Origin of the sequence: Bacteroides sp. NSJ-39 (assembly GCF_014287315.1) — a bacterium.
GTDB lineage: Bacteria > Bacteroidota > Bacteroidia > Bacteroidales > Bacteroidaceae > Bacteroides > Bacteroides finegoldii.
Genome location: NZ_JACOOB010000010.1, coordinates 17999 through 35743, shown reverse-complemented (window position 1 = coordinate 35743; position 17745 = coordinate 17999). Strand labels below are relative to the sequence as shown.

General features: G+C 42.1%; 14 protein-coding genes. 3 read left to right on the top strand and 11 right to left on the bottom strand.

Going from position 1 to position 17745, the window contains the following annotated elements:
- Window positions 1–53 precede the first annotated feature (53 nt).
- The 4 genes from H8S63_RS12580 to polA all read right to left on the bottom strand — a co-directional run bounded on the left by H8S63_RS12580 (window position 54) and on the right by polA (window position 6045).
- Entirely contained in the window at window positions 54–1421 is a 1368-nt protein-coding gene (locus tag H8S63_RS12580; protein ID WP_186926967.1) for a class I SAM-dependent RNA methyltransferase, read from the bottom strand.
- Between the two features lie 16 nt (window positions 1422–1437).
- On the bottom strand, window positions 1438–2343 hold the full coding sequence (locus H8S63_RS12575; RefSeq protein ID WP_007757087.1) for a serine O-acetyltransferase: 906 nt from the start codon (window positions 2341–2343) through the stop codon (window positions 1438–1440).
- 181 nt (window positions 2344–2524) lie between these two features.
- Window positions 2525–2920 carry a DUF3836 domain-containing protein gene (locus H8S63_RS12570; RefSeq protein ID WP_186926966.1) on the bottom strand — a complete coding sequence of 132 codons (396 nt, stop codon included), beginning with the start codon at window positions 2918–2920 and terminating at the stop codon, window positions 2525–2527.
- Between the two features lie 332 nt (window positions 2921–3252).
- Window positions 3253–6045 (bottom strand): DNA polymerase I, encoded by a 2793-nt coding sequence (gene polA, locus H8S63_RS12565; protein ID WP_186926965.1) that lies wholly within the window; start codon window positions 6043–6045, stop codon window positions 3253–3255.
- A gap of 88 nt (window positions 6046–6133) precedes the next feature.
- Here polA and H8S63_RS12560 point away from each other — a divergent pair, with 88 nt between their 5' ends.
- Window positions 6134–7108, top strand: coding sequence for a polyprenyl synthetase family protein (locus H8S63_RS12560; protein ID WP_186926964.1), 975 nt, complete (start codon window positions 6134–6136; stop codon window positions 7106–7108).
- Here H8S63_RS12560 and H8S63_RS12555 read toward each other — a convergent pair whose 3' ends face one another.
- The 7 genes from H8S63_RS12555 to mnmG form a co-directional block, all read right to left on the bottom strand.
- Window positions 7109–7789: a DUF1266 domain-containing protein gene (locus tag H8S63_RS12555; protein WP_186926963.1), complete on the bottom strand. Its 681-nt coding sequence runs from the start codon at window positions 7787–7789 to the stop codon at window positions 7109–7111.
- Between the two features lie 400 nt (window positions 7790–8189).
- Complete coding sequence (deoC, locus tag H8S63_RS12550) at window positions 8190–9092, bottom strand: deoxyribose-phosphate aldolase (protein ID WP_186926962.1); 903 nt, start codon at window positions 9090–9092, stop codon at window positions 8190–8192.
- Entirely contained in the window at window positions 9079–9417 is a 339-nt protein-coding gene (locus tag H8S63_RS12545) for a nucleotide pyrophosphohydrolase (RefSeq protein ID WP_007757101.1), read from the bottom strand. The genes deoC and H8S63_RS12545 overlap by 14 nt, the downstream gene beginning before the upstream one ends.
- A 65-nt stretch (window positions 9418–9482) precedes the next feature.
- Window positions 9483–9935 carry a D-aminoacyl-tRNA deacylase gene (gene dtd / locus H8S63_RS12540; protein ID WP_007757103.1) on the bottom strand — a complete coding sequence of 151 codons (453 nt, stop codon included), beginning with the start codon at window positions 9933–9935 and terminating at the stop codon, window positions 9483–9485.
- Window positions 9936–10014: 79 nt separating this feature from the next.
- On the bottom strand, window positions 10015–11823 hold the full coding sequence (gene uvrC / locus H8S63_RS12535) for an excinuclease ABC subunit UvrC (protein WP_222619559.1): 1809 nt from the start codon (window positions 11821–11823) through the stop codon (window positions 10015–10017).
- A 52-nt stretch (window positions 11824–11875) separates the two neighbouring features.
- Window positions 11876–12406: an adenine phosphoribosyltransferase gene (locus tag H8S63_RS12530; protein ID WP_007757107.1), complete on the bottom strand. Its 531-nt coding sequence runs from the start codon at window positions 12404–12406 to the stop codon at window positions 11876–11878.
- Window positions 12407–12460: 54 nt separating this feature from the next.
- Window positions 12461–14347: a tRNA uridine-5-carboxymethylaminomethyl(34) synthesis enzyme MnmG gene (gene mnmG / locus H8S63_RS12525; RefSeq protein ID WP_186926961.1), complete on the bottom strand. Its 1887-nt coding sequence runs from the start codon at window positions 14345–14347 to the stop codon at window positions 12461–12463.
- Between the two features lie 1367 nt (window positions 14348–15714).
- On the opposite strand from mnmG, the gene H8S63_RS12520 reads away from it, so the two are divergent.
- Both H8S63_RS12520 and H8S63_RS12515 read left to right on the top strand, forming a co-directional pair.
- A complete protein-coding gene (locus tag H8S63_RS12520) occupies window positions 15715–16284 on the top strand; it encodes an RNA polymerase sigma-70 factor (RefSeq protein ID WP_007757114.1) in 570 nt (189 codons plus the stop codon).
- Between the two features lie 246 nt (window positions 16285–16530).
- Complete coding sequence (locus H8S63_RS12515) at window positions 16531–17742, top strand: FecR family protein (RefSeq protein WP_186926960.1); 1212 nt, start codon at window positions 16531–16533, stop codon at window positions 17740–17742.
- Window positions 17743–17745: the final 3 nt, after the last annotated feature.

Below are 17745 nucleotides of genomic sequence, written 5' to 3'. Positions count from 1 at the left end.
TGATTATTAACTAGTGAATTACAGAGCGAATAAGTGCCCAAGGTTGAAACAGCCTATTCCTCTTCCTTCTTCGGAATCCTCGGCTCCCGGTTCCCCCTAAATTCTCGTGTCCCTCTCGAATCTCTTCCTTCGCGGAATTCTCCGCGTGGTTTTCTATCTCTGTCACCACTTTTGAAATCACTACCTTCTCTGCGTGGCTTGAATTCTTTTCTTTCTCTGAATCTTGGAGTCTGTTCAGTTGCACTTTCTTTCTTTTCTTCACCCTCTTCCTGGCTCTTGAACTCTTTGTATTTTCCGTCAAAAATCTCATATTTGCGGAACTCACACTCCAACGGTCCATTGAACAATGGAACCTTCTGACTTGCTTTCAAACCAATCTGGTCGAAGCACTCTTCCCGATAAGAAAGCACCCATGCTTCGTTTCCTACAAACGCATGTTTCAGACGTTCGCCGATCATTTGATAAAGGCCGAGCAAATCATTTGTAGAAATACGTTCTCCATAAGGAGGATTGGTAATGATGATTGATTTCTCTTTTGGCTGTTCAAACTGTTGGAACGGTTGCAGCTTCAGCACGACGTCTTTCGACACACCGGCAGCTTTTATATTGTGAGTCGCAATCTCATTCGCTTTCGGATTGTTATCATACCCATAAATCTTATGAGTAAACTCACGCTCCTGGCTGTCGTCATTGTAAATCTCATCGAACATATCCGCATCGAAATCCACCCATTTCTCGAAAGCAAATCCTTTACGGAATACTCCCGGTGCAATATTTTTTGCAATCAGTGCCGCTTCGATAGGAATAGTGCCCGAACCGCACATCGGGTCAATCAGGTCGCATTCTCCACGCCATCCGGTCATCAGAATCATGCCGGCAGCCAATACCTCATTCAACGGAGCCTCTACCGCTTCCTGGCGATAACCGCGACGGTGCAGTGATTCTCCTGAAGAGTCCAAAGACAAAGTGCAAGTAGTCTGTGCAATGTGAATATTCAGCAGTACGTCCGGATTGTTGATGCGGACAGACGGGCGTTTCCCGGTTTTCTCGCGGAAGTAATCCACAATCGCATCCTTTACCTTATATGAAACGAACTTTGAATGGCGGAATTCTTCGCTGAACACTACCGCATCAATGGCAAATGTCTTGTTTACATCAAGATATTCTTCCCATGGAATGGTTTGTATCTGATTATAAACCTCGTCTGCATCTTTAGCAGTGAAGTTTTTAATTGGTTTCAGAATGCGGATAGCAGTACGAAGGCAGAAATTGGCTTTATACATCATACGTTTATCTCCACTGAATGAAACCATTCGACGGCCTATTTGAATGTCGTTGGCTCCTAATGTTGTCAGTTCCTCTGCAAGTATCTCTTCCAGTCCTTGGAAGGTCTTGGCTATCATTTCGAATTGTTCGCTCATATATAGTTATTTGATATTATTTTTTTGCTTTGGTTTGTACGATTCTTGCTCCGGCAGGCACGTTCTCCGTTACCCAGATGTTACCTCCTACAGTTGCATCGTGCCCGATAGTGATTCTTCCCAAAATAGTGGCGTTGGAATAAACAATAACATTGTCCTCCAGAATAGGGTGGCGGGGAATCCCCTTGATAGGCTTTCCGTCAGCATCCAATGGGAAACTTTTGGCCCCCAAAGTAACACCTTGGTATAGTTTGACATTATTACCGATAATACTGGTTGCACCGATTACGACACCCGTACCGTGGTCGATAGTGAAGTAACTGCCTATTTTAGCTGCCGGATGGATATCAATCCCCGTTTCGCTATGCGCCATTTCTGTGATGATACGGGGAATTAAGGGCACTCCGAGTTCCAGCAATTCGTGTGCTATCCGATAATTGCTGATAGCTTTAATAGCTGGATAGCAGAAGATTACCTCTCCATAGCTTTCAGCGGCAGGGTCACCGTTATAGGCGGCTTCCACATCTGTTGCCAGTATTTTCCTCATGGTGGGCAGTTTGCTGATAAACTTAGCGGCAAGGCGGGCTGCTTCTTCCCGTTTGGAATCGGAGCAGACGTTGCATTTTCCCTCTATGGAAGTACTGAAACACAATCCGGCCAGAATTTGCTCTGCGAGCAGATCAAATAGTTTTTCAACGTTTACACCAATGTGATAATTGATAGTCCGGCTGTTAATGGTCGAATTTCCGTAATAACCGGGAAATAGAATAGAGCGTGAGAGCTCGATAATTTCATACAAGACTTTAGCAGAAGGCAGTGGTTCGCCATCTTTGTGTTGATGAAACAGTCCTTTGTAAGATTCGCTTTCCGATAGCTCATCGACTGCCTGTGTCAGAATGTGGGTGAAGTTCAGTGGACTCATTAGGTCAGTTACTCATATTTATATGGGTACAAAGGTATTAAAAAAATAATAAGATTGATTGGGATTCAGGATAAATAATGTATTTTCACGTGGAACATCCGATTATATAATGTGAAATGCCACTTCTTCACCAGAAGCGGCATTCCTTGCTATTAGAATATTAGAATGAGAGAGAGTTTTGTTACATATTTGTATTATCCATCGTAACGGTCATTTCGGGAACCAATACGTAGGCTTCCTTTTTAGTGTTCCATTTATAGTAATTGGTAGTGACGGTTTTACCTTCGTAAATATAGTTGATTCGTAAATCTTTTTGCCATTCATCCTTGTCACTGTCCCATCTCAAAGCTTCACTTTCAACCATCCGTTTGCTATCATCGTACTTATAATTGTACTTCATGTAGTTAGCAAGGGTACTTCCGTCCATTTTGTAAACAGTTTGTCCTATTGTCATACCATTTTCTTCTACCGGATTGTAGATCAGTTGGCCATCATTGCTGCGCGCAGAAGTGGCAATTGATGCAACCAGAAGAACTGCTGATACAACGAACATCTTTAAAAATACTTTGGCTTTCATGGCTATTTAAGTTTTTGAATTATTCTTTCATTTTTCTATAACTGCATCTGTTTTACGCTGCGAAATTACATATTAATTTGGTATTTATGCAATATTGAAGATGAAATATTATCAAAATGTCAGATTTGTGCGTTAGTATTGACTTGCTTTTTGGCAATATTGGTGACAAAAAAATATCCGGCAGTCAATCTGCCGGATATAGGATGAATCACTTCGTTGAAAAAGTGTTCCTTTTTCTTGCTTTCTGGTTGTCAGGTTAAATAATGTTATTACTTAATCCTTTTGAAATTTTGCCGGTATGCACTGTGGCGGTGCAAGATGCATTATCGGTTTTAATGTGCTTCGAGCCAGTTCTTTCCCCATCCGCAATCCGCTTTTAAGGGAACGTGCATACGGTATGCTTTTTCCATTTCTTCGATAACGATTTCTTCTACCCGTTCTTTCTCATCAATGGGGACACTGAAATTTAATTCGTCATGTACTTGCAGAATCATTTTGGCTTTTATTCCTTCTGCCCGGAACCGTTGGTAAATACGTGCCATAGCCACCTTGATAATATCGGCCGCGCTTCCCTGAATAGGAGCATTGATGGCGTTTCGTTCCGCATATCCGCGTACGACTGCATTCCGGGAGTTGATATCCGGCAAGAAACGTTTCCGGTGGAAAATCGTTTCCACGTATCCTTTCTCTTGAGCCACCCGGATACTCTGATCCATGTAGGCTTTCACTCCGGGATAGGTTTCAAAATAACCGTCGATTAATTCTTTAGCTTCTTTTCGTTCTACATTCATCCGTTCGGCAAGTCCGAAAACGGATATACCATATATAATACCGAAATTGGCGGTTTTTGCTTTGCGGCGCATATCAGAGTCTACCTCTTTCAGTCCGATCTTATAAATCTTTGCGGCTGTTGCAGCGTGGATATCATGATTGCTGAGGAAAGCGTCAATCATATTCTTATCTTCACTGAGATGTGCCATAATCCGTAATTCGATCTGTGAATAGTCGGCGGAAAAGAAAAGACAGCCTTCATCCGGAATAAATGCTTTACGGATTTCTTTCCCGTTTTCGTCGCGTATGGGGATATTCTGTAAGTTCGGATTGCTTGAGCTGAGACGTCCTGTAGCGGTGACAGTCTGATTGAAAGAGGTATGTACCCTTCCCGTACGTGGATTGATAAGTTGGGGGAGTGCGTCGATATACGTTCCCAGTAACTTCTTCAGTCCGCGGTGTTCCAGAATTTTCTCCACCACCGGATGTTTGTGGCGAAGACTTTCGAGAACCTCTTCCGAAGTGACATATTGCCCTGTCTTTGTCTTTTTGGCTTTTTCTACAATCTTCAGCTTATCGAACAGAACTTCACCGACCTGTTTCGGCGAAGCGATATTGAAAGTCTCGCCTGCCAGATCATAAATCTCTTTTTCGATGCGTTCCATCTGTTCTGTAAAATGAGCGGACGACTGTTTCAACGCTTCCGTATCCAATAACACTCCGTTTCTTTCTATATTGACCAATACCGGGACGAGAGGCATTTCGATATCATAGAACAAACGTTCGGCGCCATTCTCTTTCAATTCTTTCTCCAGTACGTTTTTCAGTTTCAGCGTTACGTCTGCATCTTCGCAAGCGTAGCGGTAAACATCCTTCGGAGCAAGGTCGCGCATATTCTTCTGGTTTTTACCTTTTGGCCCTATCAACTCATCGATATGAATCGTCTGATAATGCAAATAGATTTCTGCCAGATAATCCATCCCGTGGCGAAGTTCCGGTTGAAGAACATAGTGAGCAATCATTGTGTCGAAGAGCGGGCCTTTTACTTCCACTCCATAATTTTGGAGAACAATCATATCGTACTTGATATTTTGCCCCACTTTCAGCGAACTTTCGTTTTCGAATACCGGTCGAAACTCATTGACGATTTTTAACGCTTCTTCTTGGTTTGCGGGAACCGGGACATAAAATGCTTCATTTTCGGCAATGGAGAAACTCATTCCGACCAATTCTGCATCCATCGGTTCCGTTCCGGTGGTTTCCGTATCTAACGAGAGAATTTTAGATGTAAGTAACTTTTGAATAATTTCCTTTCTTTTCTCTTCTGTATCAATGAGTTGATAGTCACAACAGAGCGATTCTAACGTCTCTAGATTCGATTTTTTGGCTTCACTCGGCTCGTTGCCCGTGAAATTTGCAAATAAATCGCCTTGTATCCCTTCACTTTTTTCGGGAAAGAGTGAGAGAGGAGCGGAAGTCTCTTTTTTAAGTACCCGGTCGATAAGTGTTCTAAATTCCAGTTCCTCGAAGATGGAACGAAGCGCCTCTTCGTCCGGTTGCTCGCGAACGAGCGCATCCATCTCAAGTTGGATAGGTACATCGATTTTGATAGTTGCCAGGAATTTAGAGAATGTTATCATCTCCCGGTTCGTTTCCACTTTTGTCTTTAATGCTCCTTTCAGTTGGTCGGTATGCTCCAATAGGTTCTCGATACTTCCGAATTCGGCAATCAGTTTCTGAGCGGTCTTTTCGCCTATGCCGGGACAGCCGGGGATATTATCCGAAGAGTCGCCCATCAGACCGAGCATATCAATCACTTGTGCCGGAGACTTAATATCGAACTTGGCTTTCACTTCTTCCACTCCCATTACCTCAAAGCCTCCCGTATGTTTGGGACGGTACATGAATACCTTGTCACTTACCAATTGTCCGTAATCCTTATCAGGTGTCATCATATAAGTAGTGATGCCTTGACGACCGGCTTCGGTAGCAAGTGTTCCTATCACGTCATCGGCTTCGTAACCGGAAACCTCCAGAACAGGAATGCGATAAGCATGGATAATATCCTTTATAATAGGTACGGATAACCGGATTGCTTCCGGAGTTTCTTCGCGTTGTGCTTTATATTGTTCGAAAGCTTCGTGGCGGAAGGTAGGCCCCGAAGGGTCGAAAGCCACTCCTATATGCGTCGGGTTCTCTTTTTTCAGCACCTCTTCGAGGGTATTCACAAAGCCTAGTATGGCTGAAGTATTGAATCCTTTGGAGTTGATTCTGGGGTTTTTGATAAAGGCGTAGTATGCACGGTATATCAGTGCATAAGCGTCTAAAAGAAATAATTTATTATCTGAATCCATAGATTTAATTAATTTTTCATGGTAAAAGTACAAAAAAATACCGTATTAAGCGTTTTATTATTACTTTTGTGCTCAAATTGTGTAGTAAATGGACAGTATATCACTTATCAGAACTCCGATTGAAGCGGAACTGGAGGCTTTCAAGAAACTTTTTGATAGTTCTCTTTCCAGTTCGAATGCATTGCTCGACAGTGTCGTATCCCATATACGGCAGAGGAATGGTAAGATGATGCGTCCTATTCTTGTCTTGTTGGTGGCACGTCTTTACGATGCCGTCCGTCCTTCTACCCTTCATGCGGCTGTTTCGCTGGAACTGCTTCATACGGCCAGTTTGGTGCATGACGATGTAGTGGATGAGAGCACCGAACGTCGTGGTCAACTATCCGTAAATGCCATCTTTAATAATAAGGTAGCCGTGTTGACGGGAGATTATTTGCTTGCCACTAGTCTGGTTCACGCCGAGCAAACGAAAAGCCATCTTATCATTCGACTGGTTTCTTTGCTGGGGCAGGACCTTGCCGACGGTGAATTGCTTCAACTTTCGAATGTAAGTAATCATAGCTTCTCGGAATCCGTTTATTTTGACGTAATCCGTAAGAAAACCGCTGCTCTTTTCGCTGCCTGCACGAAGGCTGCGGCTCTCTCGGTAGATGCAAATGAGGAAGAAGCCGAATTCGCCCGTTTACTAGGGGAGTATATTGGTATTTGCTTCCAGATTAAAGATGATATTTTTGACTACTTTAATAGTAAGGAGATTGGTAAGCCGACAGGTAATGATATGCTCGAAGGCAAGTTGACCTTACCGGCTCTCTATGTGCTGAACAATACGAAGGACGATACTGCTCGGGAGATTGCGATCAAGGTGAAAGACGGTACGGCTACCCCTGACGAAATAGCCCGTTTGATCGCGTTTATCAAAGAAAACGGAGGTATCGAATATGCAATTCAAACCATGAACCTGTATAAAGAGAAAGCTCTTGGATTATTGGCCTCTTTGCCGGATTCGGATGTATGTACAGCTCTCCGGGCCTATCTGAATTACGTGGTGGACCGCGAAAAATGATTACTTTCGATATTTATCCAACCGGGAATAACAAGACAAGAATCGATCCCAATCTTCTATCTTTTCTGATTTCATAGCTTTGCCTATTAGGAAGCTTTTATCTATTTCTTCCGGCGTATGGAGTACATCAGCGCATAATGTATTGGCCTGTTCTATGTATCTCCAGGCTTCTTCTTTTGTAATATATCCGCTTCCTAAAGCACTGCGAACCAATCCTACGAGCAGCCCCATATCCCATCCGACAATACCTCTTTCCAAATCATTTATCCATATAATAGGGTCTCTTCTTTCCTCTGTATACTTCACGAAATTGTATAGATTCTTTCCTTGTCGGATGAAGCGTTCTATTCCGGAAAAGCGTTTGTGGATGATCTCTTCGAACTCATGTATGTTACTTGCTGAAAGCAGGTGAGGGAGCATGATTTGATAGGAGACCCTATCGCCTTCATTGATCAGAAATTGGAATAATCCGGTGACGGATTCGGTGTCGTTACAATAAAATTTCTCTAACAATAAATCGGATAATTTTTGCGGATGCATTCCGGTTTCTATGGAATTAAGATAAAATCCTTCCAATGCGGCTTCCATATAGCCGATGCGTAATCCTTTTTTCCTCTCGGTTTTGAGGAATAGATTTAGAGGGTTATGATTGAATCGTAAGGTTCTCGTGTATACGTCCATCCTATACTTTCATTCAGATTTAAGAAAAGCGTGAGAACTGTTGCAATGTATCCTCCTGAGGCTTCGGCAAGCCGTTATGATAATACAAGCAACAGTCCCACGCTCCATTCGATATATAACAAAAGTATATACATGAAGGTGCGTGAGACCCGTTTGCTTATTACCTTCATAACTTTGAATTTTGCCGAATTTCAGGAAGTTGGTAATAAATGAAACGTTCTCTAATATAACTGATTAGCTATATTTTCATCGCTAAATCGTTTACAAAGATAACGAATTTTCCGAATTGTAGGATAACGAACTTTAGTTTTTCTTAATATAAAAAATGCCGCGTCGGCTTCCGTAAAGACGGGAGCCAGCGCGGCAGGGCATATTTGATTGCTAATGTAGCCCTTGGGGTTTAGAAGAATTTGATTTCTTCGCCTTTGATATCCGAAAGGAGGAGATTGGCCAGACGGCTGGTACCCAAGCGGAACAGCTGGTTGTTGAGCCATTCCTCGCCCAGTACTTCCTTGACGATGGTGTAATAAACAACTGCATCGTTGACCGTATTGATGCCTCCTGCCGGTTTGAATCCGACTTTATTTCCTGTTTTCTGATAGTATTCCTTGATGGCTTCACACATCACATACGCAGCTTCCGGAGTGGCGGCAGGCTGTTGCTTGCCGGTGGACGTTTTGATGAAATCCGCACCCGAATACATGGATAGGATAGAGGCTCTTTTGATGTTGGAAGCACTCTTCAAGGCTCCTGTTTCGAGGATTACTTTCAGATGATGTTCTTTGCATACTTCCTTCAACTCCACTATTTCTTCGCACATTCCTTCGTAGTCTCCGCTCAAGAACTTGCCTATGGAGATTACGATGTCTATTTCATCGGCGCCGTCTGTGATTGCCAATGCAGTTTCTGCTACTTTTACTTCGATGAAAGTCTGAGATGAAGGGAAACCTCCTGATACACAGGCGATATTGACTCCGTCTACCTCCAACGTATTCTTGACGATAGCGGCAAAATTAGGATATACGCAGATTGCCGCTACATTCTTCAGATCAGGGTATTCATCGTCAAACTGATTGACTTTTTCGGTGAAATGCATTACGCTTTCATCGCTATCTGTGCTGTTCAGTGTAGTCAGGTCGATACAGTTGAACAGGAACTTCTTAACGTCTTCCGTATTGTTTTCCGGAACTTTCTTCTTGATCAGTTCGGCTACGCGAGCTTGGATGTCCGCATCGTTCAGATTGGTGTTATACTTTGCCAGTGCGGCATCATACTTGCTAGGCTGTGAGTTATTCTCTTCCATGATCTTTCAGTTTTGGGTTGTTGATATGTCTTTTATTATCTCGTTTCGTTTTCTTGTCTATACTCTTTTGTAGCGCATCGGTGATGTCTACACCCGTCTGGTTGGCAATGCAGAGAAGCACCCATAATACGTCTGCTATTTCTTCATCAAGGTTGTCTTTTTCTCCCTCTTTGAAGGATTGGTCGCCATATTTTCGAGCCATAACCCGTGCCAGTTCTCCGACTTCTTCGGTCAGAACTGCCATGTTGGTCAACTCGCTAAAGTAGCGGACACCGTATGTCTTCACCCATTGGTCTACTTGTTTTTGAGCTTCTTCCAGAGTCATTTCTTTAGTGCTTAGGGGTTAATAATTGTGATTAATAGGGTTGTTACTGATGGTTAGTCAGTCTGTTATTCTTTGTTCTTGGTATCTATACATATAGTAACAGGGCCGTCGTTTAAAAGTTCGACTTTCATATCCGCCCCGAAAGTACCTGTACCGATTGCCTTGCCCAGTGCGCTACTCAGATCTTTGCAGAACTGCTCGTAAAGCGGAATGGATACATCCGGCTTTGCGGCTTTGATGTAGGAGGGGCGGTTCCCTTTCTTGGTGGAAGCGTGCAGAGTGAACTGGCTGACGACCAGAATCTCGCCTCCGTCTTCCAGAATAGACTTATTCATTACTCCATTTTCATCATCGAAAATACGTAGATTTACTATCTTTTTGCAGAGCCAGTCAATGTCCTCCTGACCGTCGGCTTCCTCGATACCGACTAAAATCAGCATTCCTTTTCCGATGGCAGACTTGCAGTTTCCGTCAATAGTGACTGATGCATGGCTTACCCGTTGTATAACAATTCGCATTACTCTTCTTTTATTTCATGATTATGAAAGGCAAATTTACAAAATTAAGAAGAGAAAACGGTGTATTGGGAAGAAAATATTATAATCCTTCTTTGACTATTTTTGCTTTGGCTTCTCCGACAACGGCAGCAATATCCTCTAATGAGGCCTCTTTGATTCGTTTTACGCTCTTGAACTCTTTTAGAAGAGCCGTTTTGGTCTTTTCTCCAATCCCTTTGATGGTATCCAGTGCAGATGCCACTTGCCGTTTGCTGCGTTTATCGCGATGGAAACTGATTGCAAAGCGGTGTACTTCATCCTGAATCTGTGTCAGTATGCGGAAGAGTGGGCTATGCTGCTTGATACCGATTGTTTGCGGTGGAAAGCCGAATAGGAGTTCCGATGTACGGTGGCGGTTGTCTTTTGCCAGTCCGGCAATAGGAATATTGAGGTGCAACTCATCCTCAATAACTTCTCTGACGACCTCCATTTGTCCTTTTCCACCATCAGTGATAATCAGGTCGGGTAAAGGAGCGTTTTCTTCAATAGCGCGCTGATAACGCCTTCTGACGACTTCTTTCATCGAAGCGTAGTCATCCGGGCCTACGACGGTCTTTATATTATATTTCCGGTAATCCTTTTTCGATGGTTTGGCTTTTTTAAATACGACGCAGGCTGCCACTGCGTCAGAACCTTGTATGTTCGAGTTATCGAAACATTCAATCTGCAATGGAGGCCTTTCCAAATGCAATTCTTGTTGTATCTCTTTCATCAAACGCATGCTCCTCTGCTCCGGATTCAGCTTTTCCGCCTGCTTCAGGCGGTCGGCCTTGTATTGCTTCACGTTTAAGATGGAAAGTTCCAATAGCTTCTTCTTATCTCCCCGTTGGGGAACGGTGAAAACTACATTATTCAGCTCCATATCAAGCTCAAAAGGAACGATAACCTCTCTTGACTGACTTTTGTAACGCTCTCGCATCTCGATAATGCCCAGCGTCAGAAGTTCTTCTTTTGATTCATTCAGCTTCTTCTTATATTCGAAAGTGAAAGCCTGGTTGATAGCTCCGTTGGTGATATGGAGGTAATTGATGAAGGCTGAATTGGTTTCGTCTTCTTCGATAGAAAAGACATCTATATTATGAAGGACAGAGCTGACCACCTCCGACTTCGAACGATAGTTTTCTATTAAAAGATACTTCTCTTTTATTTTCTGTGCCTCCTCAAACTTCATCTCACCTGCCAATGTCTGCATTTTCTCCAACAGCATACGGCTTACTTCTTGCGTATTTCCCTTGAGAATCTCTTTGATCTCATCGATATTCTTGAGATAGTCTTCCTGTGATTGCAGCCCGATGCATGGTCCGGCGCATTTCTTGATATGATATTCCAGGCAGACATTGAATTTACCTGCCCGAATGTTCTCCGGGCTTAAGTTTAAATTGCAAGTCCGCAAAGGATATAGATGCTTTATTAAGTCCAATACCGCATACATCGAGGGGATGTGGCTATACGGACCATAATAGGAAGAACCGTTTCTTATTATCTTTCTCGTTTTGAAAACTCGGGGAAAATATTCGTTTTGTACGCAAATAGAAGGATAAGTCTTGTCATCCTTCAATAAAACGTTGTAACGGGGTTTGTATTTCTTTATCAGATTATTTTCCAGAAGGAGAGCGTCCTCTTCCGTGTTGACTACAATGTAGCGAATATCCACGATTTTGCTGACCAACACCCGTGTCTTTCCGGGTTCGTGTTCTTTACTGAAATAGGAGTAGACCCTTTTCTTTAAATTTTTAGCCTTTCCAACGTATATAATCGTTCCTTCCGAATTCAGGTATTGATAAATACCCGGCTTTTCGGGTAGATTGGCTACGATTCCTTTCAGATATTCATTGAACTTCGCTTCCATACGTATACTTATTCTCATTCTTTGGGTTTCATCACACAGAGGACGCGGAGTATTATAGCGTCAGTACGGATTCTACCTCTACATCATCGCCGAATACGGCTTTCCCGTTCAGGTCTTTCAACTCGATGATGAAGTTTACATATACTTTTTTAGGCTTTAGCATTTTCACAAGTTCACAAGCTGCTTTCATTGTTCCTCCTGTTGCCAGCAGGTCATCGTGTATCAGAACTACATCGTTCTCGTCCAGCGCATCTTTATGAATCTGCACGGTATCTTTTCCGTATTCCTTGTCATAACTTGCCTCAAGTGTTTCGGCCGGAAGCTTGCCTGGTTTGCGGATAGGAACAAAGCCGGCATTCAGGCGGGTTGCTAAAATAGGCCCCATGATGAAACCTCTTGATTCTATGCCTATAACTTTTGTGATACCTTTGTCCTTATACATATCGAACATGACATCCGACAATTCCTGCAAACACCACGGGTCTTTGAATAATGTCGTAACATCATAAAACAAGATTCCGGGAATGGGGAAATCTGGTATTTCCCGAATACTTTTGATTAGCGTTTCTTTGCTCATAATCATTGATTTATATCGTTTCTTTAAATGTTTTGTTTCACGTGAAACGTTGCACGATTATCATCGTCCCGAAAGCACCAGCAATACATTGATGTCGCTTGGAGATACTCCCGGTATTCTGCTTGCTTGGGCAATTGTTTCCGGATCTATCTTTACCAGCTTTTGGCGGGCTTCGGTAGACAGCGACTGAATGGAAGCATAATCAAACTTCCCTTTAATTTTTATACTTTCCAATCGTGCCAGTTTTTCTGCTATCATCCGTTCTCTGTCAATGTATCCTTGATACTTGATTAAGATTTCAGCAGCTTCGATAATTTCTTCTTTTCGGCCCTCATCGGAACTTGTCGCTTTTTCCAATTCCCGTTGGAATGCCGGAATATGCTCTGATATGTTTTCAATCGTCACTTGCGGACGATTCAGTATTTCTATCAACTTGCATCCTTGACGCAGGGGAGTGGTTCCTATCTTTTCGAGTGCATCATTGATTAATGCAGGTTTCATCGAATAGTTTTGTGCGAAGGAAACGATTTGCTCCACTGCTTCCTTTTTGCTTTTCATTAATTGATAACGATTTTCTTTGGCCAGGCCAAGCTGATAGGCTCTTTCGGTGAGTCGCATATCTGCGTCATCCATTCGGAGCAAGATACGGTATTCAGCCCTCGAGGTGAACATTCGATAGGGCTCATCTACACCTTTAGTTACCAGATCATCGATCAATACGCCTATATATGCTTCGTCACGTGCTAATGTGAATGCTTCGCCACCATGACAATTGATATGTGCGTTGATTCCGGCTATTAATCCTTGTCCTCCGGCTTCTTCATATCCGGTAGTACCATTCACCTGTCCGGCAAAGAATAGATTTTTGATAATCTTCGATTCCAACGTATGTTTCAATTGTGTCGGGTCGAAGTAGTCATATTCGATGGCATATCCCGGACGGTAGATCACCAAATCTTTGAATGCCGGAATTTGTTTTAGTGCTGCAATCTGTATGTCCATCGGAAGTGAAGAAGAGAAGCCGTTCAAGTACAACTCCTGAGTCGTCTCGCCTTCCGGTTCCAGAAATAGCTGATGCTGGCTCTTGTCAGGGAAAGTAACGATCTTGGTTTCGATACTCGGGCAATAGCGCGGGCCGATACTTTGAATCTGCCCGTTGAATAGAGGGGAATCCGGCAGACCTTCACGTAGGATACGGTGTACCTCCTCGTTTGTATAGCAAGTCCAGCATTGCAGTTGTTTTAAATGCCGCACACTTGTGTTCATAAATGAAAATTTATGGAAGTCACATTCTCCGTCTTGTGTTTCCATCCGGTCAAAGTGGACGCTACGTGCATCTATTCGTACCGGAGTTCCCGTTTTCATTCTGCCGTATGTGATTCCGTGACGGGCGATGGATTCAGTCAGCTGGTAAGAAGCCGGCTCGGCCATTCTTCCTCCCGGCAACTTATGACGTCCGATATGCATAAGCCCGTTGAGGAAAGTTCCTGCGGTCAGTACAATGCATTTTGCCTTGAAGGTAACTCCCCAAACTGTGACCAGGCCGGTCACTTCTCCGTTTTCTACCAAAAGTTCGCAGACGGTATCCTGCCAGATATGGAGATTGGGTGTATTTTCCAGTCTCTCCCGCCAAGACCAGATAAATTTGGCACGATCGCATTGCGCTCGCGGACTCCACATGGCAGGACCTTTTGAACGGTTCAAGATTCGGAATTGGATGGCCGTCTCGTCCGTAACCAATCCCATCTGTCCACCCAATGCATCTATTTCGCGTACAATTTGTCCTTTGGCGATTCCTCCTACTGCCGGATTACAGCTCATTTGCCCGATCTTGTTCATGTCCATGGTGATGAGGCAAGTCTTTGAACCTAAATTGGCGGCAGCGGCTGCCGCTTCGCAACCGGCATGTCCGGCACCGATTACAATTACGTCGTACTTAAAATCCATTCCTGTTTTATTTATTATCTAACGCTGCAAAGTTACAGAAAAGTTGTGAGAGTTGTATCCTCAAGCTGTTTTTGCTTCCGAAAAATCGGGGAGGGGGACGGGCGGATTGAAAAAAACGCCGTGATTTCGGGTTATGAACATACAGTTTGTTCAAAAAATAAAGTTGTTCTTGTTGATTTAGTGGTTTACTCTCTACTAAAAAGTAAGAATTTTGCCTCTATATGTTCTCGCATGCTTTCTTTTTGCTACTTCGAAAATTATCGGAATTTTGAAGAAACTAGGGTTTGCTAAGGAAGAATTAAAGAAAATAGTATAAGCAGTGAGGTTCAATGTGCCAATTAGCCTGTCTTTTTATCTGATCTCTTGATATAAGTCAAAAAAACAAGTCTGAATATATTTTTTAATAAAATGGCTCTTGTCATTTTACAAAACAGCTATACCTTTGCAGTGTGGTTGTGAAACTACTTAGATTTTTAGGTATTAGAAAGAGTAAAATTAAAAGGTGAAAATTAGAAGGTATTAGTTTATAAATTTTAGGTATTAGCATTTTAAGATTGTTTTTCAGGAAAAAAGATTGTTTTATTAGGTATTAAGTAAAAAGAGTAGTTTTTGGGTAACAAGTAAATGAAAGATGAAAAAAAGAAGAATCCCGTTTTATGGGGATTCTTTAAGGTAGAGCGGAAGGATTCGCTCTTTTTTTATGCCCGTTTGTGTCATTAGCAGTACTATTTCATAGATGAATACTTTGTAGTCTTATTCTAGATTGGCGCTCTTTTCAGATTATTAAAGCGACATTCCATTCGTTCCACGCTAGTGGATAGAATCATTCACTTGAGTAGACGGAATTGTTCACTATAGTGCAATGATCTGTTCACTGGAGTGCAACGGTTTGGATGCGCGATAGATAATACGGGAGCGCAGCTTGATAAAACGCTCTTGAATGCTTCCTTGCATATAAATGTCTGTTAGTTGTGAGGCAAAGTGCTGCTTGATAAAAAAGAAGAAAAATGTTGCATTTGTTATGAAAGGAAAGAAGCAGTATGAGAGATGCAGGCGGAAAATATGAGAGATACGAGATTTTAAATTATCTCTCATTATATAATCATTTGATGATATGATGTTTACATTAATTTATGAGAGGTATGAGAGATGGAAATGAAAAAAATCTCGAGGTGCAAGCCGGATATTTTGAACGAGAGGGGACTCGGTCGAGCTGGTTGAAAGTTACTTTTATTTTCTATTTTATAGTTTGGCGAAGCTTATGTTTTTGAAAAAAACAATATATTTGCATTTGTAAATATCGCAAAAGTAAGTAGTTGCGGCGATTTTAATGAATTTTGTTTGTTTTTCGCAGGTAGTGTGACAGTATGAACGATAAATTTGACACTATAGTAGCAGGAGTCAATCGAAAGGATGAAAAGATATGGGGCGATTTCTATGATCGTTTTTATGCTGCTTTATGTGTTTATGTTTCCAAAATATTGCCGGTTCCCGATGTGGTGGAAGATTTGGTCCAGGAGGTGTTTATTTCTATTTGGGAGGGTAAGCGTACTTTCTCTGATATCAGAGAACTCACCAATTATCTCTATCGTGCCTGTTATAACAACACCTTATTATATATACGCAACAATCAGATTCATGATACCATTTTAAGTTCCCTTGCTGAAGGAGAAAGCGTAGAAGATGAGGATATGATTTATGCTTTGACGGTGAAGGAAGAAATCATCCGTCAGTTGTATCACCATATTGAAGAGCTTCCGACCGAGCAACGCCGGATCATCTTACTGAGAATCGAAGGGTATACTTGGGAAGAGATTGCGGAACGTTTGGGAATCAGTATCAATACCGTCAAGACCCAAAAGGCGCGCAGCTATAGATTTCTCCGTGAAAAAATGGGAGATGCGATGAGTTTTATAATTCTTTGTTTATTTCTCTAAAAATAAGAAAAAACAATCTGATATGTATTTCTCTTTTTATAGATTGATTAAGTTTTATTTTTTTTGTTAAAAGCACTATCTTTCCTTTTATTATGTGACAAAATGATATATTTCTGTCGCTGAAATCTCGCTATTTATATTATTATTCCGAAAAAATATCATCTTTTTGTCACCCTTTTTTATGGGTTATGTATATCTATAATAAAGAGAAATTAAACAGTCGTTTAATTAAAAATGGTCAATAAGATGAATAAGTTCGAAAATGTATATCAAGATGCCGTTTTGATGAGAAGAGTTCTTCTTGGCGAAGCGGATGAAGCGGAGCAACAAGAGCTTGAAAAGCGATTGGAAGAGTGTCCGGAGTTGCGGAAGATATACACTCAATTGCAGGATGGCGGGACGTTGAGCGCAGCCTTTAAGGAACGTCAAAAATATTCATCGAGAAAAGCTTATCGGTCTTTCCTTCAAAAGATAGGACAAGTTGAGCCGAAAGGACAAAGACGCCGCTCTCTTCGCATCGGATGGTATATTGCTGCCGCTGTTGTCATTTTGGCAATAGGACTTTCTTTTTATGTGTCGAATTACACTTCACCGGAAAAAGAAAATAAGACTTTGATCCAGCCGGGTACACAACAGGCACAATTGACTTTGACCGATGGCAGTGTCATTGATGTGGATAAAAAAGAAGTAAATGTGGTAGTAGATGGCATTCAGGTAAAATATAAAGAAGGAGTACTGTCTTATCAAACAACCGCTGCAACACAACACGAAGAAAAAAACGTTGAAGAGCAACCGGAAAAATCAAATGAACTGGTCATACCGCGTGGAGGAGAGAACACGGTAATACTTGCGGATGGAACGACTGTTCATTTGAATGCAGGTTCCAAGTTGACCTATCCTGTGCGTTTCACCGGCAAACGTAGGATTGTAGCTTTGGAAGGTGAGGCTTATTTTGACGTTGTTGAAAATGAAGAACATCCTTTTGTCGTACAGACTCGTTTTGGCGAGGTGACTGTGCTCGGTACTGCATTCAATGTCAATGCTTATGTTAATGCTTCTGCCTGTTATACGACATTGGTCCGTGGTAAAGTACAATTCTCTGCACCGAATGCGGAAGTTATCACCCTCTTGCCGGGTGAACAGGCAATTGTTTCGGCTAATGGTTCGGAGAAACGTGCGGTGGATCTGGAGGAGTATGTAGGTTGGGTAGAAGGTTTGTATGTTTTTAATAATCGTTCTTTAGGAGAAATTATGGAGACATTCGAATGTTGGTACGACATACAAGTATATTATGAAACCGAAAATTTACGCAATATAACTTATAGTGGTAGTTTGAAGCGCTACGGAACAATCAACTCATTCCTTGAAGCATTGGAACTGACCGGTGATCTGACTTATAAGATCAGTGGCCGGAATATCTTGATTTATGGTAAAATGGGAGAATTAGGAGTAAAATAGAGT